The sequence below is a fragment of the Desulfamplus magnetovallimortis genome (assembly GCF_900170035.1).
GTDB classification, from domain to species: Bacteria; Desulfobacterota; Desulfobacteria; order Desulfobacterales; family Desulfobacteraceae; genus Desulfamplus; species Desulfamplus magnetovallimortis.
In genome coordinates this window covers 137,666-160,082 of the sequence record NZ_LT828550.1, presented here as the reverse complement: position 1 = coordinate 160,082, position 22,417 = coordinate 137,666, and the positions used below count along the sequence as shown (strand labels likewise).

16 protein-coding genes are annotated in these 22,417 nt (G+C 40.9%); 5 read left to right on the top strand and 11 right to left on the bottom strand.

Features of this window, described 5'->3' with window-relative positions; translation table 11 throughout:
* Window positions 1-63 precede the first annotated feature (63 nt).
* The gene (locus MTBBW1_RS17720; protein ID WP_080805457.1) at window positions 64-267 is read left to right on the top strand and encodes a prevent-host-death protein; all 204 of its coding nucleotides are present in this window, start codon (window positions 64-66) and stop codon (window positions 265-267) included.
* A complete protein-coding gene (locus MTBBW1_RS17715; protein ID WP_281255654.1) occupies window positions 236-505 on the top strand; it encodes a Txe/YoeB family addiction module toxin in 270 nt (89 codons plus the stop codon). The genes MTBBW1_RS17720 and MTBBW1_RS17715 overlap by 32 nt, the downstream gene beginning before the upstream one ends.
* A gap of 266 nt (window positions 506-771) precedes the next feature.
* Here MTBBW1_RS17715 and MTBBW1_RS30010 read toward each other — a convergent pair whose 3' ends face one another.
* The 3 genes from MTBBW1_RS30010 to MTBBW1_RS17705 all read right to left on the bottom strand — a co-directional run bounded on the left by MTBBW1_RS30010 (window position 772) and on the right by MTBBW1_RS17705 (window position 3,132).
* Window positions 772-894, bottom strand: a complete 123-nt coding sequence (locus MTBBW1_RS30010; protein ID WP_281255653.1) for a hypothetical protein — start codon at window positions 892-894, stop codon at window positions 772-774.
* A 106-nt stretch (window positions 895-1,000) separates the two neighbouring features.
* A complete protein-coding gene (locus MTBBW1_RS17710) occupies window positions 1,001-1,339 on the bottom strand; it encodes an STAS domain-containing protein (protein ID WP_080805454.1) in 339 nt (112 codons plus the stop codon).
* Between the two features lie 62 nt (window positions 1,340-1,401).
* Window positions 1,402-3,132, bottom strand: a complete 1,731-nt coding sequence (locus MTBBW1_RS17705; RefSeq protein ID WP_080805452.1) for a bifunctional sulfate adenylyltransferase/adenylylsulfate kinase — start codon at window positions 3,130-3,132, stop codon at window positions 1,402-1,404.
* Window positions 3,133-3,266: 134 nt separating this feature from the next.
* Here MTBBW1_RS17705 and MTBBW1_RS17700 point away from each other — a divergent pair, with 134 nt between their 5' ends.
* Both MTBBW1_RS17700 and MTBBW1_RS17695 read left to right on the top strand, forming a co-directional pair.
* A complete protein-coding gene (locus MTBBW1_RS17700) occupies window positions 3,267-4,592 on the top strand; it encodes a hypothetical protein (RefSeq protein WP_080805449.1) in 1,326 nt (441 codons plus the stop codon).
* Window positions 4,593-4,609: 17 nt separating this feature from the next.
* The gene (locus tag MTBBW1_RS17695; protein WP_080805447.1) at window positions 4,610-5,398 is read left to right on the top strand and encodes an MlaA family lipoprotein; all 789 of its coding nucleotides are present in this window, start codon (window positions 4,610-4,612) and stop codon (window positions 5,396-5,398) included.
* A gap of 307 nt (window positions 5,399-5,705) precedes the next feature.
* On the opposite strand, the gene MTBBW1_RS17690 is transcribed toward MTBBW1_RS17695, so the two are convergent.
* From MTBBW1_RS17690 to MTBBW1_RS17670, 5 genes are all read right to left on the bottom strand, one after another.
* Complete coding sequence (locus tag MTBBW1_RS17690; RefSeq protein WP_080805445.1) at window positions 5,706-8,378, bottom strand: response regulator; 2,673 nt, start codon at window positions 8,376-8,378, stop codon at window positions 5,706-5,708.
* 72 nt (window positions 8,379-8,450) lie between these two features.
* Window positions 8,451-9,365 (bottom strand): AEC family transporter, encoded by a 915-nt coding sequence (locus tag MTBBW1_RS17685; RefSeq protein ID WP_080805443.1) that lies wholly within the window; start codon window positions 9,363-9,365, stop codon window positions 8,451-8,453.
* A 1-nt stretch (window position 9,366) separates the two neighbouring features.
* The gene (locus MTBBW1_RS17680; RefSeq protein ID WP_080805441.1) at window positions 9,367-10,095 is read right to left on the bottom strand and encodes an amino acid ABC transporter ATP-binding protein; all 729 of its coding nucleotides are present in this window, start codon (window positions 10,093-10,095) and stop codon (window positions 9,367-9,369) included.
* Window positions 10,096-10,160: 65 nt separating this feature from the next.
* Window positions 10,161-10,832: an amino acid ABC transporter permease gene (locus MTBBW1_RS17675; protein ID WP_080805439.1), complete on the bottom strand. Its 672-nt coding sequence runs from the start codon at window positions 10,830-10,832 to the stop codon at window positions 10,161-10,163.
* 294 nt (window positions 10,833-11,126) lie between these two features.
* A complete protein-coding gene (locus tag MTBBW1_RS17670; RefSeq protein WP_080805437.1) occupies window positions 11,127-11,873 on the bottom strand; it encodes a glutamine ABC transporter substrate-binding protein in 747 nt (248 codons plus the stop codon).
* A gap of 506 nt (window positions 11,874-12,379) precedes the next feature.
* On the opposite strand from MTBBW1_RS17670, the gene MTBBW1_RS17665 reads away from it, so the two are divergent.
* Window positions 12,380-13,120 carry a PAS domain-containing protein gene (locus MTBBW1_RS17665; protein ID WP_080805435.1) on the top strand — a complete coding sequence of 247 codons (741 nt, stop codon included), beginning with the start codon at window positions 12,380-12,382 and terminating at the stop codon, window positions 13,118-13,120.
* Between the two features lies 1 nt (window position 13,121).
* Here the strand turns inward: MTBBW1_RS17665 and MTBBW1_RS17660 are convergent, their stop codons facing one another.
* The 3 genes from MTBBW1_RS17660 to MTBBW1_RS17650 are packed head-to-tail and all read right to left on the bottom strand — an operon-like array spanning window position 13,122 to window position 22,329.
* Complete coding sequence (locus tag MTBBW1_RS17660; RefSeq protein ID WP_080805432.1) at window positions 13,122-19,574, bottom strand: DEAD/DEAH box helicase; 6,453 nt, start codon at window positions 19,572-19,574, stop codon at window positions 13,122-13,124.
* The gene (locus MTBBW1_RS17655) at window positions 19,571-21,037 is read right to left on the bottom strand and encodes a BREX system ATP-binding domain-containing protein (protein ID WP_245809455.1); all 1,467 of its coding nucleotides are present in this window, start codon (window positions 21,035-21,037) and stop codon (window positions 19,571-19,573) included. The genes MTBBW1_RS17660 and MTBBW1_RS17655 overlap by 4 nt, the downstream gene beginning before the upstream one ends.
* The gene (locus tag MTBBW1_RS17650) at window positions 21,025-22,329 is read right to left on the bottom strand and encodes a BREX system ATP-binding domain-containing protein (protein WP_080805428.1); all 1,305 of its coding nucleotides are present in this window, start codon (window positions 22,327-22,329) and stop codon (window positions 21,025-21,027) included. The genes MTBBW1_RS17655 and MTBBW1_RS17650 overlap by 13 nt, the downstream gene beginning before the upstream one ends.
* Window positions 22,330-22,417: the final 88 nt, after the last annotated feature.

Here is a 22,417-nt window from a genome sequence, read left to right as displayed (position 1 = left end):
CGAAATTATTGCATAAAGCGCCATAAGTTTGAAGAACTGGCACACAGTTGAAGGAGAACAACAATGAACCATATCCAGTATATTTCTGACGAGCAGAACAATATCACAGGCGTTATCGTGCCCATTGTTCTGTGGAGAGAAATTGAGTCAGAAAAAGAAACCGCCTACCTGCTTAAAAGTGCTGCTATGAAAAAGCGGTTGATCGACGCTAAAAACCGCACGGAAGGAATCCCCTTTGATAAAGCTTGTAAAGACTTTGGAATTTGATCAGGCCGGGTTTGAAGACCTTGCCTGGTGGATTGAGAAGGACAGAAAAAAAGCCAAAAAAATCGTTAAACTCATCAAGGAAGTCCAGCGCCAACCGTTTGAGGGAACGAGTAAGCCCGAACCCCTTAAACATGAGCTGAGCGGCTGCTGGTCACGGCGGATTGACCGGGAACACCGTCTTGTCTACCAGGTACTTAATGAAAAAATCAGGATACTGGCCTGCCGGTATCACTATTGAATCACCAACTTCAAGGGAACCAGCCGCACCGGAAACTTACTGGTTTATAAGAAAGTCCCCGTCTTTTAAGCCTCTAAAGGACTTTCATGATTCGTTGTGGCAGATGGCTCTGCCATGGCCGTTATAACGGATTTGGGGGGGGCGATTTAATATACTGAAATAACTGCATTGCATCGTGCCTCATTTCTCTTGATTTTGAGTTCAAATTACTATTTGGGGTGCAATAACATTGAAATACAAACAATTATATGTTACATAAAATCACATTAAATAGCCCCAATAATCAATCCTTTTATTGACATAATTGACACCCCCCCAAATCCGTTATAATCAGCCATTTTGGCTATCATATCAGCGATAGTTATTACTAACGCTGCTAATGCAGCCACACCAGCGTACTCTCCCGTTGGAACAATAAGGTTGACAGGGTTATTTTGACCTGTGTTGATTCATGCCACCTTGCACAACTATCAGAGGACTTAACTCATTCAAACATCAAGAGTTGAATTCAGCAACAGCCTCATCAACTGTATCAAATATTTTAAGCAAGTTTGAAAATCCGGAAATTTCAAGGACATCAGCCACACCCTTCTGAGCATCTGCAATGTAAAGATCTCCACCATCTTTTCTGGCAGCCTTCAATATTGTAAGAACAACCCTCAGTCCCGCACTGCTCATATAGTCAACACCACTTAAATCAAGCACAATGCTTTTATTGCCACTCTGAACCTGTTCATTCAAAACTGTTGTAGCACTATCTGCTGTAATTGCATCCATTCTGCCTGTAACACTGACAATGCTAATTGAACCAGACTGCTTAATATTTACGTCCATTATTCATCCTTTCTTTTTAATTTGAAAAACTCATTAAACATTTGAAAAATATAGATTAATAATCACAAATAACCTTTTTGTCCCACAAAAAGAAGAATTTCATGGGCTGCTTCATCTGGTGTAATATTTGTCGTATCAATTGTGATTTCATTATTCTCAGGAATCTCATATGGATCATCCACACCAGTGAAGCCCTTTAAAAGCCCTGCCCTTGCCCTTGCATACATCCCTTTACGGTCACGTTTTTCACACTCATCAATGGGTGTGGAGACATGAACCTCAAAAAAACCTCCATACTCTTCAATGGATTCCCTTATTTCAGCCCTGGTCTTTTTGTATGGTGCTATTGGCGCACAAATTGCCACGCCTCTGTTTTTTGTAATTTCAGTTGCAACAAATCCTATCCTTCTGACATTTATATCTCTGTGTTCCCTGGAAAAATTAAGCTCACTTGAAAGATTTCTTCTTACAATATCACCATCTAAAAGGGTGACAGGCCTTGTACCTATCTCCATGAACTTGGCATAGAGAACATTTGCAATGGTGGATTTTCCCGCACCGGACAATCCTGTAAGAAATATGGTCAGACCCTGGCCTGAAGGGGGTGGATAGGATTTTTTAAGCTCCTCCACCACTTCAGGAAAAGTTGCCCATTCCGGAACATGCTTACCTGCTCGGATCCTCTTTCTGATATCTGTGCCTGACAGAAAAATTGTTTCACTTTTTTCCGGCACATTATCTTCAAAACGATACTCATCCTCAAATGGCAGATATACCATTTTTTTGAAAGATATAACCTTAACCCCCACTTCAGGAGCAGCTTCATCTGCAAGGGCGGCAGCATCCTCACTGTTATAAAATGGCGTTCCATTACTGTTAATACCAGGACTTGAGTGGTCATGGCCGATAATAAAATGGGTGCACCCGAAATTTTTTCCCATAATCAGATGAAGAAGTGCATCTCTTGGGCCTGCCATACGCATTGCCATGGGTAAAAGATTAAGAAGAAATGAATCAGGCGGATAGTGAGAAGAGACTTTTCTGTAGCACCTCATACGTGTAAAATGGTCAAAATCCCCTGGTTTTGTCTCACCTGCAACAGGAAGCAGCAGCAGATTTGCACCTGATTTCTGCATGGCTTGAATGGTCATCTCAAACTGTGGCCTGTGGATGGGATGGCGTGTCTGGAATCCCACAACCCTTTTCCAGCCAAGCTTTGCGAAAATAGCCCTGACTTCATTTGGAGTCCTTCTTAACTGCCTGAAATCAGAGTGAATTGGAAGATTCATGGCTTCAATTGTGCCACCTATATAAAACCTGCCGGATCGGGTATAAAGATAGTTTACCCCTGGATGTTTTCTGTCACGGGTGCCAAAAAGGGCAACTGCTTCCTTTTCCATGTCAACCGGCCAGATATCCTCAACATTCATCATGCCAAGGAGAAATCCTTCAGGATCCCTTAACATGACAGACTGTCCTGCCTCAAGGCTTTCTCCAAGTGAATCCGGAACATCAAGGCAAATGGGAACAGGCCAAAGCTCCCCTGTTGAGAGGCGCATACGATCAAGTACAGTTTCATAGTCGATATGCTTCATAAAACCTGTCAAAGGGGAATATGCTCCAGTTACAAGCATCTCAAAATCACACAATTGCCTCTGGTTCAAAACAACATCCGGCAATGTGGAAGAGAGTTTTTTAAGTATATTATAACGTTCCCTGTCAACTATCAAATCCACAAGTTGATTCTCCTTTCCATGTGGAAGTGTCTCCTGTTGTATCACATTACTTTCCATAACGGGGGTTCCTGGTATTTTTAGTATGGCAATATTTTTAAAGATATTAAAAATTGAGTTTCATAAAATCATTTTTACTGTTAGAGTTAATTACAGCATTACTCACTTGATAACAATACAAAAGAGCCAACAATTTGAAAAATACCATGCAATATTTTATCACTGTTCTGTTTCTTGTATCACTTGTTATTCCCATTAATGGATATTGTTCAACAAGTATCACACCAGATGAGAACTATGACTATCCATTTGTTAACCCCTATGAAGCAACTGTTCTTGGTACACCATCTCTTTACAAAAAAGCTTTTCCAGATAAAATACGAAAAAAAGAGTTTGAACTGATAATATTTAATGACCGGACAATTCCAAAGGTCTTCTGGTATCATGACAAACTGCAATACTCCCTTGCATGGCATAAGAAAAAAGCCCCTCTGATATTCACAATTGCAGGGACAGGTTCCGGCTATAACTCCCTTACCATGACAAGCCTGCAGAAAATATTTTTTAATGCCGGATTTCATGTGATATCACTCTCATCTCCCACCTATCCAAACTTTATTGTCACTGCCTCTGAAACCATGGTACCAGGATATATTGAGCAGGATTCAGCAGATCTTTACAGGGTAATGCAAAAGGCATGGCAGCAGATAAATGAAAAAATGAAAGGCAAAGTTGAGGTATCGGATTTTTATCTTGCCGGATACAGTCTTGGTGCTGCACAATCAGCATTTGTTGCCAAACTCGATGACACTGAAAAAAAATTCAATTTCAGGAAGGTATTGATGATCAACCCTCCTTTAAACCTTTTCAATTCCGTCTCAATCCTTGACGAGATGCTGGATGAAAATATCCCTGGAGGCCTCAGCAATTTCAACTCATTTTTCAACTCTATTTTTGATCAATTTGCCGACTACTACAAAAAAAATAAAATAACCCTGTCGGATCCAGATTGCCTATATGAAATGTACAAGGACAATCCAGTAAAAGAGACAGACCTTGCAGCACTAATTGGCGTGGCATTCAGAATATCATCAGGAAATATGATCTTTACATCTGATGTAATGACCCAAAGCAGCTATATAGTACCTGGAAACAAACAACTGACCCCTTTTACCTCCCTTACCGATTACGGAATTGTGACTTTTCATACAAGCTTCACTGATTATTTTGAGGAGTATTTCTACCCTTACTTCAAAGCTCGGACACCGGGTCTTACACGTGAAATATTAAAAAGCAGGACAAGCCTTGAAAGCATTGAGTCATACCTTAAAGATACTACTAAAATTGGAGTCATAACAAATAATGATGATATAATCCTGGAATCAGGTGCAATTGATTTTTTTAAAAAGGTTTTCAGGGAACGTGCTTTCATATATCCCAACGGCGGTCACTGCGGCAACATGGAACATATTGTAAATGTAGCCAATATGATTGATTTTTTAAAACAAAACAGACCCTAAAAAGGAGTTTTAAGGAGTTGAGAATATTCAGTACTATTATTGTAAAATATCCTGTTGCATTGCTGCTTGCATTTATGCTCTTTTCTTCAGCTATTTTTTTTCCATGGTTTCAACACCATGCTGTTGCAGATGAGATACTTGATCCTGTAAAAAGACCTGCATCCCTATACACCAATCCTGACAACCCCAATGTCATAAAGGATGTAAGTGACCCCTTTGAAGCCATTAACCGCAGAATGTATATGTTTAATGCCATGTTAGACAAACTGGTTTATCTGCCGGTACTGAGAACCTACCAGATGATATTGCCGGATCCTATAGAGATCTGTATTTCCAATTTTTACAATAATGTTGGGGAAATCTATACTCTTGCAAACTCAATATTTCAGTTGAACCGGAAAAAATCTGTGGAGACAACATACCGAATTGCAATTAACTCCACAATAGGTGTGTTTGGGCTTTTTGATGTTGCAGCCCTAAATGGTGTTACTCGCCATGACGAGGATCTTGGTCAGACCCTTGGATTTTACGGAGTAGGGCCTGGGCCATACCTAATGCTGCCGATACTTGGGCCTTCCAATTTAAGGGATGCTCTTGGCGGAGGAACAGAAAGCCTTGCTTTTAATATACTTGATCCATTTAACTTCGGGGACAATACAGAGGAGTCAATTATATACAGCTCAATGCAGGTTGTGGATTCAAGAAACCAGGTTTTTTTCAGATACTACATGACAGGTTCTCCATTTGAATATGAGATGGTCAGAATGCTTTATGACCGATCACGGGTGGTCGAAATTGATAAATGATGAATTATAAATGATGAATTATAAATGATGAATTATAAATGATGAATTATAAATGATGAATTATAAATGATGAATTATAAATGATGAATTATAAATGATGAATTATGAATGATGAATGGTGAATGGTGACTTATGAATAATAGACATTATATGGATTTTCCATAACCCGTTGATTTTACTGGAAGTTGCATTTTGAAAAATTTAATAAAATCAGCTACTTAGCCAAAATCGGTATAATGACTAATGAATTTTCATTCACCACTCAGCATTCTTATATTTTTGTCAGCTTCAAAGTATTATTGAAAGATCAGCCATATGCCCTGGAAACAGATGACAGGCGTATTCTTTTTTGGTTTATTTCAAGAAGCTTCCAGAGAATTATAGGAGCATCCACAATCTTGTCCCAGGGTATGCATAAAATTTGACAGTCGCCTCTTGCCTGAAATCTCCAACCAAGGTCAACATTTGCCAGATAATTGTGTTCTCCAAAAAAAGCTCCTTTGACCAATTTGTCTATTTTACCCCCATGGGCATCCATCATTTCAATTACACCTTCATAAATAAGCCAAAGGCATGACTCTTTGGCCACATTAGCAAACTCTCTATCCTTTAACAGTAAAGTTTCAATTGACTTTGATAGTTTATCCAAAAACACAAAGGATGTCTGTTCGCCAAACAGCCATGTACTTCTAAGAAATTCAATGGTTTTAAGCCTTCTGCCAAGTGTTTCAAAAATCCCGTTATTTTCCAGAAATATTTTAAACAAAGATGGTGAAATCTCAATGGTTGCTGCATGTGAAAATGCACGGTATATCCCGTCATCCATTGTGGTATGGCAAAATATCTGTCCAAGGCCCATAAAAGAGCCAAACCTCAGATGGTTGTGTACCCAGCGAGTGGCATTAAGGTAAAGAACCTTGCCTGCAATTATCATCTCAATGCATGCACTTGTATCGTCATTGCGGCGAACAATTGAACCGGCATTGTACTCTTTCATCTTGCCGTTGATCAACATGCGGATCTCGTCATTGGAACTTTCAGGAAAAAGTTCTTTGAGGTAATAAAATGATCTCTGGCGAAAATGATCCTGCTCCCCTGGAATCAGGATATCAATGGCGCCAAAAGATGTTTCTGACCCTATCTCCATCTCTTCGGTTGTCAAAGTTCTATTACAATGGGACAATATCAGGCGTCCTGAAGTATCCGTAATAAAATCCCGAGCTGCCCCATGTATAAGCCCCCCTCCCACGTCCAGTTTTTTAAGATCTGCCCTGGAAAGATATGAAGCTTTAACCTTTTCAATGAATGAGAGCGGGATATCGTTTTCACCATTGCCTGCCATACCTTCCAAAACTTCAAATGAAGATAAATCAGCCCAATGTGCATATGTTTTATAACCATCTCCATCAAGGGCACGGAACATAAAAAGATTTGTCTCCACAGGATGAGGAGAGTAAAAAGGCATCACCTCAAGGCCACCAAGACGATTCCATGTATCAAACTCAAGGTCATGTATCTCAAAAAACTGTTCAAATTTATCCACATCAAGGGACATAAGAGCTGTAAATTTTCTTGCAACAGCAGAACGAACAAGTGGAGTTGCAAAGTATTTCATACGACGGTCGTTGCGTATCAGATCCGGCAGACCTGCAAAGTGATCATCATGGGCATGGGTGTGAAAAACACCTTCAACTTCACTTATGTCAATTCCAAGGGCAGTAAGGGTATTGATGACCCCTGGAGATGCATCAATAAGATAAATACGACCCTGGAACATAAGAAGGCTGCTCATGCTTGGATGCTCTGTGTTCCATCCATCTCCTTCCCCTGTATGTACCACAGCAAAGTAATGGCGCTGGACACGATAATATGGCAGAGGATATGGTGAGGGGTAAAAAACCTTTCTTGGAAGATTGAGATCAATGTCAGAAAACTCTCCCCTGTAGGTGAAACGGAATTGATTAAATGCAATCCGCTGAACAAAAACACCATTACTGATCTCTCTCTTTTTTTCATCAATTGCAATTGTATCAAGAAGCTGATCCGGATTACGGATGGTGCCAAAGGCAAATTTGAGCTTGATACGCATCATGATATCAGCCATCTCTTCATCAATGCCAGCCGCCATGATCTCTTTTTTTGAAAGCAGGCCGTAATTGCCACGATGTATATATTCAAGCTGTGCTTTAAGCTGATCTGCCGAACCTATCAAAAGAGGCTTGCGACCTGAGTTGTTAGGATGCCCCGGAATTGCCATTCCCTGCCTGTAAAGCATCTGCAAAACAGGAAATTCTGCAAGGTTTGCAAACCTTCCATTCTGTATCAGTAAATCAGAAAGAAGAATGGTATTTGGCCCTGTTTCAAAACTTGTACCTCCTTTCACAGCAGGGTTGTTTAGTCCTTTACGCATAAGAAGTTTTACAACCTCACCAGGACAACCGCACAGGATCCGCAAATCTGCCTCCGGTACCTGAAGCCAGTAAACCCCTGTGCATACCTTTATGGTCAAAAGGTTGCCCATTGCTTTTCTTAAAGCATCCTGGGTCTTTAAAAGCTGCTTTGTTCGCTCCTTCATCTCATTTTCAAGAAAAAGCTTATGGTTTGCCATGGCAAGATGAGTCTGCAAACGGGCTGTGAGAATTGCAGGGCTGAAAGGCTTGCTAAGATAATCAACAGCACCGATTTCAAATCCTCTTGCTTCATCGCACTCTTCGTCTCGTGCTGTAATAAATATAACCGGAATATCCTTTGTCGAATCATTGGATTTAAGACGCTCACACACCTCAAAACCATCCATTTCCGGCATCATGACATCCAGCAGAATCAAATCAGGAGCAAAATCAGAACCGGCAATTTTCAATGCCTGTTTGCCATCCTTGGCAACCGCTATTCGATACTTATCGGATAGAAGATTCATTAATATATAGATATTTGTTTTCTCATCATCAACAACAAGAATTTTAGGTTTTATTTCTGTCATATATGGGTATCCCTATTGTTCTTTCAAGGTTTGATCGTCGTGTAGAAAAACCCCGAACCATCTTACCCGGGATTACATGATACTCAACACCATGGAAAGGGAAAAAATTGACATCATTGTTGAAAATACAATGGATGCAGCAGCAAGTTCAGTGTCACTGTTCATCTGTGACGAGAGTACATATATTGCCGTTGAAGTGGGAAGGCAGAAAAAAATCAGGCCGGTTTTAAAGGATTCACCTGTAACTCCAAAATGAATCATAAAAAGCAGACCCGCCAGGGGAAGCATCCCCATTTTAAAAAGAGCCGAAACAACCGACAAAGCGATATTGCCCCTGACAGCAGCAAAGGAGAAAGTGCTGCCGATGGACAAAAGGGCAAGGGGAAGAGTCACCATGGATATCATGCGAAAAAAATTATCAATGGCTGGTGGAAAAAAAAGACCCAGGCGGGAAAAGATAATTCCGCTGATACATGCCACAATAAGGGGATTTGAGAGTAACGCTTTTAACAATCGTGCAAAGCGTGCCCTTGAACTGTAGTTTCTACCGGAAAACCAGATAAGAATTGATATGGAAAGTACATTGATAACCGGAATAAGAAAACCTGCCAGAATGCCAAAAGTTACAACACCTGCTTCACCCTGGGCATTCAGAACAATGGCAAGCCCTATATATGTATTAAAACGGTAACAGCTCTGTGAAAATGTCCCTGCCTGAAAATCAGGAACTCCTGTAAATGCGATAAAAAGTGTGGTTATACTAAAAACAAGCATCACAGCGCATAAAGCTGCAAAAGGCAAAGAAGGATCAGGAAGTGCATCGGCGCTGGCACCGCCTATCTTCCAGAAAAGCATACAGGGGAAAAAAATATAATAGACAAGCCTGTCGGCATTTTTGAAAAATTCCTGACCTGTAAAGCCAGTCAGTTTAAGAAGCCTCCCCATTAGAATCATTGCAAAAACAGGAAAAAGCGTATTAAAAACCATTTTAATGTTCTGCGACCTTACCCAGAAAATCCCTTAATCTTGGATTTTCAGGATTGGAAAAAAAGGCATCAGGAGCATTATCTTCCTGAATCACACCTTTATCTATGAAAATAACCCTGTCAGCAACATCCCTTGCAAAGCCCATTTCATGGGTTACAACAACCATGGTCATACCCTCTGATGCAAGCTGTTTCATTACCTCCAGAACCTCCCCTACAAGCTCGGGATCAAGAGCAGATGTTGGTTCATCAAAAAGAATCACCTTTGGCTTAAGGGATAGTGCCCTTGCAATTGCCACCCTCTGTTTCTGGCCACCTGAAAGCTGTTCCGGATAGTTTTTAGCCTTGTCGGCAAGCCCCACTTTTTCAAGCAGGGAGCGCCCCAGTTTCTCAGCTTCAGTTACAGATATTTTTCTTACTTTTACAGGGCCTATGGTAACATTATCAAGAACTGTCATATGTGGGAAAAGGTTAAATTGCTGGAAAACCATGCCAGCTTCTGTACGAACATGGTTGATGTCTGTTTCGGAATCCATTATATCCTTGCCATCAACGATTATGGTTCCTGAGGTCGGAGTCTCAAGGCGGTTTATACAACGAAGTACCGTTGATTTACCTGATCCTGAAGGGCCTATAATACAAACAACTTCGCCAGCCCTTATTTCAAGATTGATTCCCTTTATAACCTCCAGCTCACCATAATTTTTATGAAGGTTTACAATTTTAATCATTTCCGTAGATTCCATTCTTTTTACACCCTCGATTGTGGTTGTGTTTCAAATTTGTTGACCGTTTTTTAACGTTTGGTTTTCATTTCAAGGTGATTTTCAAGTACCCTCAGCCCCCTGGCAATTGTGAGGGTCATGACAAGATAGACCACAGCCACTGCAAGATAGACCTCAAACGCCTTAAAACTCACTGCCACAATCTCCTGTCCTGTTCTTAAAAGTTCTCCTACACCTATTACCATAAGAAGAGATGTATCCTTAAGGCTTATTATAAACTGATTGCCAAGGGGTGGAATCATTCGTTTAAATGCCTGGGGCCACACAATGTAAAGCATGGTCTGGGAGCGTGTAAGACCTATGGAACGTCCGGCTTCAGTCTGTCCGGGATCAATTGACTGCACAGAACCTCTGACGATCTCTGCAATATATGCACCTGAATTGATAGCAATAATAATAATACCCGCAGTCAATGGTGGTATCCTGAGTCCCATTGCCATTGGCACGCCATAGTATAAAAACATGGCCTGAACAAGCATTGGTGTTCCACGGATAGCCTCAATATAAGTAATGGCAAGGGTTCTGGGGACAACATGGCGGGCAAGTTTCATAAGGCCCATAAAGGCACCAATCAAAAAACCAAACACCAGGCCTCCAATGGTTATAACAATGGTAAACTTGATTCCCCGCATCAACATGGGAAAACTTTCAAAAAAAGCAGACCAGTCAAACTGAAATTGCATTATGACTCCTTAATTGTTAGACTTTCCCTCCTTGGCCAGAACAATTTGTTGACTTAAGCTCATAGGAGATCACCAACTATTGCTGCTGTAAGGCTTGTCCCTGAATACTTTAGGAATTGATTTTTAATAACTTGCCCATTAATATCACCTCCAGCCACTTCTTACAGGCTTACGATGGGGAGCTTGGGTAAGTTAATTAAACCCAATTACTTATTACTTTGGATATCCAAAAGAGATCCTTAAATCAACAGTATCTTCCTTGACCTGAGGAGGGAAAGTATAAATGATTCATCTCTATTTGGGTTCTGTATTAAACCATTTAAGATAAAGCGCACGGTAAGATCCATTTTCCTTAAGTGCCTTTAGAGCCTCATTTACCTTGCCAACAAGCTCACTTCCCTTTGGAAAACCAATGCCGTAAGACTGTCCCATATAAAGAGGCCCTACAACTTTTACACTATCTTTTCCAACTTCACGTACATAGTTTGCAATAACAGGAGAGTCAAACATAACAGCGTCTGCTCCGCCCATCATCAACTCCATGAACATTGCATCATTGTTTGGATAAAGTTTTACCTCTTTTGCCTTTGCATTTTTCTTGAGAAAATCCTCGCTTGTTGTGCCAAGTTTTGTGGCCACAATCTTGCCTTCAAGATCTTCAATTTTTTCAATGTCATTTGTGGTTGCCTTGACCAGCAGAAGAAGTCCTGCATTGTAGTAAGGATCAGAAAAATCAACAACCTCGGCTCTCTCAGGCTTGATTGTTATACCTGCAATACCTGCATCAAGCTGTCCGGACTGAAGGCCGGGAATAATACCGTTAAAATCCATGGGCTGAAGGTCATATTCAATCCCGATATGTTTTGCAATTGCATCCCACAATTCAACATCAAATCCAGTATGGTTACCTGTTTTTGGATCTTTGAACTCAAAGGGAGGGAAGTTGGTGTCTGTTGCAATTGTAAGATTTTTGGCAAAGCCATTTCCAGCAAATGAGAGCGCCACCATAAATGCAACAAGAATGGTCATAATTTTTTTCATCTATTTTCTCCTGTTTAAAAAATATAATAAGGATTCGGCATCCTTCATTCCCCGCTTCACACTTTTAAGAGAGTTCTATCCATATCGTGGTAAGCCTGGCTCAAAAAAGCGTAAACTACTTTGGAGCAAATATGAAATATGCCATGGATTCTTCTGAAAACTGCTGTACAGAATGTGGATGTTCCCTGCCGTAAGCAGACAAAAGAATGTTAATAGTTGTGCTTGTAATATGATGCTGTTAAAGCTGTCAAGATATTTGAGCTTTCAGTGCTTACCTTGTTGGGGATATAACTCCATTCTCACTTAACAGCGGTGCATAAGAAAGTGGATTTTAGCTTTATTAAGTGATATAAAAATGTTGTTCTTGTTAACAGATGACAAATTATCCAAAAATAATAAAAATGCCTAATCAATAACCACAAATGATACAAAAATATTGTTCTTGTGAACAGATGACAGATTATTCAATAACAATGAAAAAATTTAACCAATAACCAGGAATATTCATGGCAAAAAAAAATGACCCGGCATCTATTTGTTCTCCTGCCTGCAACAATGCAATGCAGTACGAATCAATGATCAAAAATATCCCAGGCGCCATATACAGATGCAGAGTTGTAAAAGATGCTGGCTTTGTCATGGATTTCATGAGCTGCGGTGTGGAAGAGCTGAGTGGCTATCCAGCCGATGACTTTCTTAATAACAGAGTACGCAGCTTCAACAGCATTATTCTGCCTGAAGACCGTGAAAAAGTTGTAAAAGCCCTTTTTAATGGCGTTGCCAGAAGGGAAATTTTTACAGTTGAATACAGAATCAAATGCCTTGACGGACAGATAAAATGGATTTCTGAAAGAGGAAAGGCACAATACGACGCTAAGGGAAAACTGCTATGGATTGACGGAGCTTGTTTTGATATTACAGAGCAAAAAGAGATGGAAGCAAAGTTGATCCGAAGTGAAAAACTCAAAGGTGTTCTTGAGATGTCAGGTGCTGTGTGCCACGAAATGAACCAGCCCATGACTGCTGCCATAATCCTTCTTCAGCTTCTGGCCGACGATATTTCAAACGAGAATGATAAAGCCCCTTCATTTCAGAAAGATATCATGGAAATCCTTGAACACCTTGAAAAGATGCGCGTTATTACCAACAAACTTATGAATATTAATTGTTACAAAACCCAGGAATATATAAAGGGCCAAACCATTATTGACATTAACAGCTCCTCCAGTGAATGCGAACTGGATTGAATCAACAAAAAAATTCAATAATGGCACCCTGCTCCCTGCAATATGAGAGCAGCTCCTTAAAACAACGATTCCTTTCCAACATATGCTCACTTTCAGGTATTGCATGGAAAAATGCCCTGCTGCCGGTAATAATCAGTTTCTTTTTTGCTCTTGTCATGGCAACATTCAAACGATTTGGGCTGTTTAAAAATTCGCTCAGCACATGGTCAGGGTCGGAAGAGGTGATTCCAAACAGAATCACATCACGCTCCGCTCCCTGAACCCGCTCCACAGTATCCACAAGGGGTAGGGGCAGGCCTGTTCCTGCAAGCATCTCTGCAACTCTTCCGGCAATGGCATTGTTCTGTGCTCTATGGGGAGATATCAAAGCTATCCTTTGAGCTTCAATTCCATAACGAACCATCAGCTCACAGGCAACAGATGCCATGATTTCAGCCTCCAATCCACATTGCTGGGAACACCCTTCATGCTCTGCAAGCATAATCACTACAGGCTTTTCCGGGTCAAGAATTTTATATAGCTGACTTGAAAATTCCCCATCACAAACTTCATATGAATCATTAAAATCATTGAGCTTCAAAACTGCATCAGCATTGAGAGGTGCAGGATGAAGCATATTTTTGTACCACATCCTGCTGGGGAAGTCGCAAATGGCCTTATTCATTCGGTATGTTATATCAAGGCTTACCTTATGTGAATCCGGATAAATTGCCATAAGCCTTGAAAGGAGAGAGTCATCAAGCTCTCCGTAACTGCCCATGACAACCGGCGGCAACTGATGAACATCCCCAAGAAAAAGAAAATTGCCTTTAGCGTAAACAATTGATAGCAGAGCCTGGGGCAAAAGCAATTGTGAGGCTTCATCAAATACAACCCAGTCAAGCGCATCCGGAAAATCTCCGTTTCGGCTGTTAAAAAGATTGTAAAATCCAAAACCAGTGGCTCCTATAATACTCCATGTTCTGCCAAGGGTCTCATCTGCATCATCCATATATTCAACGGAAAAGCTCTTATCTTCACAATAAGAATTCCCATCTTTAGTTTTACCTTCAGGGGATTTTCCCCATTTTATACATGAGCCTGGAAAAAAATTTCCTGGCATATCACCTGGCAACCACTGAGTCACAAGGGATGCAACCTTTAAAAGAACATTGTCAATGGCCTGGTGTGTCAGGGCACTTACCCCGATCCTTAGTGGAATACCTCTGTCAAAGGCACACATTATAAGGGATATCAAAATCCATGCAAGAAGGTGTGTTTTTCCTGTTCCGGGTGGGCCTTGTATCATTACTGCCTTGTAATGAAATGGCAAAGAGAGTGCTGCCTGTTGATAAGAATTAAGGTCAATATCGCATTTTTGTATCCATTTTTCTATCCACTGGCTTGACTCCCTCTCCTGCCTGCTGCACAGTTTACCTGCCAAAAGATCATGAACAGGATGAAACAAAGCATCTGAAAAAACATAATCTGCAACATGTGAAAGTTTGGCCTCTGTAAAATCAGCAATATCCTCCTCAAGTGAATATAAAGTTTTTTCACAAAGGTTAAGTCTGCCTGATCTTGATTTAAGGGAAATCTCGCCTCTATCCATCTCATATCCTGCAACAATAACAGGAAAGCCCCCCTGAAGATCTCTCATACCATGGGATACAAGCCTCAAAAAATCACCGGCTCTGAATTTTGATGGCATTGTTTTTTTTGTGGTACTAAAAATGTACAGAGAATTTCTCTCTTCATCCATACGGGTTTTCCGGAATCGAAGATAAGCAAGGGATCTGAATTTTTCCATCCTTTCGTGCAAAGTGAGTTCCTGAAGGTCAAGTATATCCTCTTCTTTAAGACGCCTCTCCTCACTGATAAAGCGGGCAACCGTTGCAGACTCTGAATCAGAAGATACCTCCCACTCATGAAACCACTGGCTCTCAACCATTTTGTCTGCTTTTTTAAAAAGCTCAATCATGGTTTCCAGTAACAACTTAATCTCGAAATTTATCTCCTGATTGTCTGATTCTCCATCACTATTGGCTCTTTTATCGCCTGTGCGATGAACAGAAGATGTAAAAGAGATATTATGAAAAAGACTTTCAGGCTTTTCAATGCCTTTGTTGCATCCCAAAATATGAGCAAGGGTGAAAAGAGATAAAGTCCCGGGAGCTGGCATATGAAAATGAGTCAGAAATAATTTCTTCAGATCACACCACATGGATGGCTGTGTTTGCCACAAGAATTCAGGTTTTTTGAAACTATCTGAACTAACATGATTGAACGTACTAACACGATTGACCGAACTGATACAATTGACTGAACTAACACAATTGACTGAATGGAGATATTCAAGAACCGACTCCCCCCATTCAAGAATAGCGTGCTTTGTCTGCTCTCCAAAATGAAAAAAGAACACCCCTTTTCCTGAGCTAATGTGCGAGTTACATATCCTGGAAACAAAATCAGAAAATTCAAGCCACACAGCTATTCTGCTATCATAGTCCCCATGAAATGTTGAACATTTGCGTTCATCAGGTAGATCTTTCATAGCACATAATTTCCCATCAATAACCCAGGACTTTTCATCAATAACACATAATTTCTCGTCAAAAACACATAATTTCTCGTCAAGAACCCAGAACTTTTCATCAATAACCTTGAAATGTTCATCAAGAACAATCAACCCCAATTCCGCAGGTTTTTGCGAAACTCTATCCTGGATCAGATGAATAAAAATATAAGCTGAAATATCAACAGGATAGAGTCTGGTTCTATATTTATTAAGTAGAATGTGGTTATTTAAAAAGGCATCACATCTGCCGATTAGAACCCGCATTTCTCCTGTGGAAAAAAAATTTTTATCAATTAATTCAATATTCTGGGGTCGTTCTTCTGGCCTTATATCAATCTCTTCAATGTCTTTGTTAAATGAATCAATACTGACATCAGATACTTCAAAATTTTGCTCATTTTTCTCATCACCAACCTGGTTAATGATAGTACAATATCTTTGGCTAAAGTTTTCATGAACCTTTTCAATTGTGTAAAGCCCCATCTTTCTGAGTTTCAAAAGGGCTCCATGAGTGATGCCAGGCAGGAATTGGATATCTTCATTTTTAAGGGCATTGCTGTAGCATCCTGCAAACCACTCACATGAAGTACAGTGTGACTGAAGCCTGTGCTCTGCAAGTTCAGGGTGGCTTAAAAATGTTCTGTCAAAGTTTTCCAGAAGCATGGGAAATGCTGCCATGAAAGGCTCAAGATCAAAAAAATGCTTTTCATAAACAGAATTAACCTGTTCATCTCCCAAGAGGAAATCGCCATCTCTCCCTGATGGTCGGGTCATGAGAAATCCCCTTGATGACACTTTTACGCCAAGACCATGAAAATCAACGATCTCCTTTAAAAGAAGTGCATAAAAAGCCACCTGCCATTTATGGTGGTATCTTGGATGATTACTGCTTTTGATATCTCCTACTTCAAGTTTATCACCATCCACAAAAACCAAATCAGGAACCCCAATGGCATGGAGGTCAAATCTGTCTTTATATATGGAATCAACTTTTAAAAACGGTTGAGAAAGATATAAGGGGGGTGACTGCCCAGATATTTTTTCCAGAAAAGCCTGTAAACGATCTTCAGCGCTGATATCTTTATGGGAAGGCATTCGGAACACATTAATACCAGAAGCCTGTAACGCTTTCATAACATTTTGTTCATGCAAAACCCCCCGAGCCAGTGCCGATTCTCTAAGAGCTATCTCTTCATCAGACCTTACAAACATTGTATCCGGTGCATCACAACGATAATACTTAAAGTATAATCGTCGGTTGCACTGAGCGTGAATAAAATAGTCACTCACCATTGTGGCTGTGAGAGTTTTCGGGAACTCTTGATTATTTTTTATTCTTTGATGATCTTTTTCCGGAATTGAAGGTATATCAATTTTTGACCACTTTGTTTTCTCAAGCTCCAGAAGAGATGGTGTAGATGGAGTTATCTCAACAATACGATGATAATATTCTGAAAGTTCTATGCCCCGTTCATGGCCATGTTCAACAAGCTTTTCAAGGTTATTGAGATAATCGTCCCCGACTCTTTTTCCACTATCGAGAGAGTATCTATCTGTTTCACTTTTCATGGAGTATCCATCTGCAATGGCTGACAAATCTCCGGAAACTACCTCTGAGGTATGGCAACGATATTGGAGAAAACGCTCAATGACTTTTTGGTGAAAAAGAAAATCAGTCACCTCTTCTGCCAGAAGCTCATGGGGAAGATATTTACTGAACAGATTCAAAGGGATGATATTTCTGACAATATTAATATTGTCTCCCACCCATTTTTTTAAACTATCCCTGCTTTCAGGAAGCTTGAGCTTTTCAAATTTCACCAACCTTGAACATTCAATGCCTATTTCATTGGAAGCGACAAAAACATCCTTATTGTCAATATATTTTCTGATGCACCACTCCAGGACAATGTTGCCGGCTGTTCCAAGAAAGGTTAAATATAAAAAGGTGGTCTTTTTACCTTGAAGAACTTCAATTCCATTATCAAGAATAACTGCCATCTCCTGCATATTAAGCTCACTTTCAAGAAGAGAGCGGGTTCTTGAAAAAAGCGAAGGATCATCTATAACAGAAATGCTCTGCAAAGGTTCATCTATAACACCAACACTCTGCGAATGTTCATCTATAAGATCAACACTCTGGCTTTGCGGGAATCCATCTTTATTTGAAAAATCATTTTTAAGTATGGTTCGCATCATTTGTGCAACTTCAAATGATACATGTGCCCCCATGCCCAACCAGACAATATCTTTATCTGTTGAGGAATTTGTTGAAACAGCAAAAACCCTTCTCCTATCTTCATCACTATCTATTTTTACAATCTGAAGGCGTCTTCCAACAATATAAACCCTGTCTCCAACGTCCATCTGATTGACAATGGAACGGGGGATATCAGCAATTGCCTTTGGTCTGTCAACCTCAAGATTTGTTGAATGATGCTTTATTAACTCCAGAATATACTCATCATCTGTCTCCGGAAAATTGCCCCATATTCTGTACTCTGAAAGATGTTTGCCATATTGAAATCCACCGGAAAAAAGTCCGGATACAAAGGCTTTTTTCAGCCATTTTGTTTTCTCAAGGGATTGAAAAATGGCCTTCATAGCTATTTTGCAACTGGAGTTTATTGAAGGCATGATAGAGTTTTTTTGTGAAAGAAAAAGCTCTTCAATGGCAGGAAGGGATATTATTTTCTTTTCGTAAAGGCATGAAATGATCTGCTGTACCATGACACTTGGCAGGGTTCTTGCCGAAGGCGACTCAACAACTCCCCCACGGGCAAGATGAAGCAGTGCAAGAAAACGCACCACCTGAATGGATGCCTGCTCGCCCCGGCAGATACCCCAGAAGTTGACTTTGTTCTCCCTTCTGTTGGCACGCCCGATGCGCTGGAGAAACGCTGATACCGAATCAGGTGGTTCATACAAGATAACAGCATCAACATCTCCCACATCAATGCCAAGCTCCAGGGTACTTGTTGCAATGCATAGTGCCTTATTGCCTTTGCGAAATCTATTTTCCGCATTTTTTCGCTCCCCGGGCTTCAGATTAGAGTAATGAAGCTCTGATACTCCCTTAAAGCGCCCCATTCTATTGGCAATGGCAAAAAGCCTGTCACAGGCCCCGCGGCTGTTGGCAAAAACAAGGATCTTCCTGTACCCCCAGGTATCATGAAGATCCTTTAAAAATCTTGTAAACTCACGGTCTTCATTTTTCAGATGGATAATTCTTGCATCTATTTTACGGTTTACAGAGGTCGTTATGTGGGTGGTAAAAGGGAATGGTCGAAAATGAAAGGCTTTAATGAGAGCGTTAACATCTGCAATTGTGGCTGACATTGCAATGCGCTGAATTTTACTACCTGTACGGCGCTCCAGGCGAATAAGAAGGTGTGCAAGGTGAACACCCCTGTAACTGAAAATCAGAGGATGTATCTCATCAATAATTACACATCCCACTCTGCCCAGAAACGCCCTTATCTCGCCATTGGTACTTCCAAGCATCACATCGAGAGATTCAGGTGTGGTAAACATTACATCCGGCCTTTTACCACCGGAACGTTTCAAGTCTCCGGTTCTGATGGCAAGATTTAAACCTAATCTCTCTGATATAACAGGCTCAAAACGTCTTATCAGATCAACAGCAAGTGCCCTTGTTGGAATGATGTAGAGAAGAGATGTTTTTCTGCCGCCCCTTATTATACTCTCAATGCATGGAGCAAGAACAGCCTCACTTTTACCGGATCCGGTTGCTGCCTGGAGAATCAGATCCCTGCCATCAAGAATCGGTGATATGGCCTCAAGCTGGGCAGAATAAAGACCTGGAAAGGCGCCATAAAAAGGACGAAAGGTGTTTGGAAGCTGCATAAGAGGGGAGAGGTGTTCCCCTTTTTTCATGGAGAAACCTTTGAAAAATGTAAAGCATCACCGGATGCAAGCACCATATGCTGCTGCTTGAGATCAAGAAGGTTGACAATTAGCTTAAGCTTCATGCGGGATTCAGCACCGGACTGTTTGAGAAGCCTGGAGAATATCATCTTATCTAAGGCATCCACATCAGGCTGCCACTTGTATGCACTGGCATGTATCAGGATAAGTTTTTTTATGAGAATATGCCACTCCCTTGAGGTAAGTTCCCGTAATCTGTAAATGTTGATATCTTTCCATGCAGCACTGTAATCTCTCTCAAACCAGGGCACTTCCCTTGGATCTTCGTCACTACCTTCAGAGGGTTCTTTCTCATTCTCTTTTCCAGAAACAGATAGGCTCTCAACCTCTTCTTTCACCCTTGCCCCTCTTTTTCTTTTACGTACTATACGGGTGCGTTCAAAATCCTCATCTTTAAGAAAGGTAAAAAAATCATGGGTAAATGCAAAAACCGGCAGAAAACCAGGAGCAGGAATCTTGGGACAAAATATTTTATGCAAAAAGGCATAACTTTTACTTCTCTGCATTATACGGGTGAGCATAATGGATTCAGCCTCATCAAAAAGCAGAACCCAGCCTTTATAGCCCATGACCTGAAAAAGCTCTGCATATCCCTGTATGGCTTCAAGGTACAAATCATCATCCTTGCACACAAGGCTCTCATCCTGGTAAAAATTCACCTGCCGGTAACGCATTGCATTGCGAAGTTCCACCACAGGCATATCCTTTCCCATGAATGCATTACCAAGTATCCAGGGAAACTCCCTTGGCTTAAATCGAGCATGTTTTTTAAGTTTTCGCTTGCTGTATGGAACAGCTTCGGTCTGCTTTGCTATGGCTGCAAGAATTGCCTTGAAACGATGGGGAATCCTCTCAGGGATTATATCCTCAACATCCCTTTTACTGTTTCCATCCAAAGAGAGCCACTGCTGAACCTTTTTTCTCCAGATATTCACAGGAGCCATACCGTCATCCTTAACAGAAATCTCCCCTGTTACCTCATCAGGAAAGCTCAAACCGTTCATCAGGGAGAGATAAACCATTTTCTGATTATGAAAAGGTACCTCCCTTGGATCAAGATTAATGTAGCTTACAACAAAATTCTCCTCCAATGCCCTGTGCCGGATATATGTAAGTGTGTGGGATTTTCCCTGTCCATAGGCTCCACAGACACAAAGATGGGAAGGTTTTCCCTTTTCAACAGCATCTGTCATGCTTTTGATATTATTGTTAAGGGCGTTGTCCCCGCTTGAAAGCAGTTTGACTCCAAGTGGATCAAAAAGCCCCTCTCTGAGGCGCTCCACCGCCCGGCGCAACTTAAAAGGTGATGCTTTTTCAAGCAGATTTTCAAAAGAGTTATCACCTGTTAAGTCAGGGCTGCCACCACCGGAATTATTTTTATGATAAATATTGTTCATGATCAACTGTCCCATGATGGTTGAAGCTTCTCCACCTTTTCCGCATCCATTTCACGGCGGCTTTCAACTATCTGCTTCTGCATATCCATATTGTCAGTGGACTCTCCCTGTTCAGCCATATCAAGAACACGTATAAGCTGCTTTATAAAAAGACGCACTTCGCTTAAAACCCCCATTCTCTTCTGGTTGATACATATCTGCTCAATAACATTATCCTTTACCGCCTCATCAGAATCCCAGCGATAGGAGTTACCATGAATACCTCTGAGAATACCGCCAAGTGATACAAGTTCCTCTGTAGTTAAGGGCGTTCTGTGTATGTCAACAAGCACTCCCCTGAAATTGAGGGTGCTGCTCTCCTCCCCAATTGAACGAACTCTGCTCCAAAGAGCATCATAGGATTTAAAGCCTTTTTCTGAAACAAGTACATCAGGAATAATTGAGAAAAAAATGTGTAGAAAGGCCGAAGAGTCACTGTTATCAATGAGAAGCCGGACATTTTCATAGGCAGCATTTCGTATTGATGCTCCCTGGGCAATTACGGTTTCCATCTCGTCAAAGAGAAGTATCATCCCCTTGTGCCCTGTATGCCTTAAAAAAAGAATAAGGGAGTTCAAAAGCTGTTTGCTGTTGGTCTTGTTGAGAAGTTCATATATCTGAAATGGCTTCAGCTCCTTTTTGGCAACCTTGCCCCCCTCAAACCAGTGAAAAAGCACCTCACGCTCCCTTTCACGCCTTGACTCTTCATCCTCTGTATCCGAAGGGGCAAAACGGTTGTTAACAATTGCTGAAAGAGCATTGGCAAAATTTATATCCATCCCTTTTATCTGCTGGAGCTGATGGCCAAGGGCAAACCTTGCGTTTTCACCTTTTTCGGATTTGTCACTGACATCTGTCTTTTCAAGCTGTGTCAACCAGGAGTCAAGAAGGCTTCTTATGCCTATGCCCTCAAAATTGCCGCGGATCTCCCTTACAATACTCTGATAAACAATCTCAAATTTATGAATCGGAACCTCTCTTGTCAGAACAACAAAAGAGACAGCGAAGTCTTTTGCAAGCGCAAGGTGCTGAATTACTGACATAAAGTGAGTCTTGCCATCGCCATAATCCCCACTTATAAAACGAACCTTTGCTCCTCCCTCTGCAATATAATTTTCAAGATCATCCTCAATAAAAGCAAGCCAGTTAGTACGCCCCACAGTAAAAAGAGGCACAAATTCAACAGGTACGCTGCCTTTGCGAAGCGCTTCAATTATTGAACGTGCCTGGAAGGGTTTGAGTTGCTGAATTTCTTCCTTTGATATCATTCATATCCTCTATTTTCAGGGCTGACATAGAAGTCAGCACCTGACAAATTTCTTTAAATTAGCGCCCTTTGGACGGGCTTTTCCATAA

What these genes read in the sequence shown, in the direction of transcription:
- MTBBW1_RS17650 (WP_080805428.1), bottom strand. Translation starts at nt 22,329, where the DNA reads ATGATATCAAAGGAAGAAATTCAGCAACTCAAACCCTTCCAGGCACGT.
- MTBBW1_RS17655 (WP_245809455.1), bottom strand. Translation starts at nt 21,037, where the DNA reads ATGGGACAGTTGATCATGAACAATATTTATCATAAAAATAATTCCGGT.
- MTBBW1_RS17665 (WP_080805435.1), top strand. Translation starts at nt 12,380, where the DNA reads ATGGCAAAAAAAAATGACCCGGCATCTATTTGTTCTCCTGCCTGCAAC.
- MTBBW1_RS17720 (WP_080805457.1), top strand. Translation starts at nt 64, where the DNA reads ATGAACCATATCCAGTATATTTCTGACGAGCAGAACAATATCACAGGC.
- MTBBW1_RS17670 (WP_080805437.1), bottom strand. Translation starts at nt 11,873, where the DNA reads ATGAAAAAAATTATGACCATTCTTGTTGCATTTATGGTGGCGCTCTCA.
- MTBBW1_RS17680 (WP_080805441.1), bottom strand. Translation starts at nt 10,095, where the DNA reads ATGATTAAAATTGTAAACCTTCATAAAAATTATGGTGAGCTGGAGGTT.
- MTBBW1_RS17685 (WP_080805443.1), bottom strand. Translation starts at nt 9,365, where the DNA reads ATGGTTTTTAATACGCTTTTTCCTGTTTTTGCAATGATTCTAATGGGG.
- MTBBW1_RS17675 (WP_080805439.1), bottom strand. Translation starts at nt 10,832, where the DNA reads ATGCAATTTCAGTTTGACTGGTCTGCTTTTTTTGAAAGTTTTCCCATG.
- MTBBW1_RS17705 (WP_080805452.1), bottom strand. Translation starts at nt 3,132, where the DNA reads ATGGAAAGTAATGTGATACAACAGGAGACACTTCCACATGGAAAGGAG.
- MTBBW1_RS17710 (WP_080805454.1), bottom strand. Translation starts at nt 1,339, where the DNA reads ATGGACGTAAATATTAAGCAGTCTGGTTCAATTAGCATTGTCAGTGTT.
- MTBBW1_RS17690 (WP_080805445.1), bottom strand. Translation starts at nt 8,378, where the DNA reads ATGACAGAAATAAAACCTAAAATTCTTGTTGTTGATGATGAGAAAACA.
- MTBBW1_RS17660 (WP_080805432.1), bottom strand. Translation starts at nt 19,574, where the DNA reads ATGAAAAAAGGGGAACACCTCTCCCCTCTTATGCAGCTTCCAAACACC.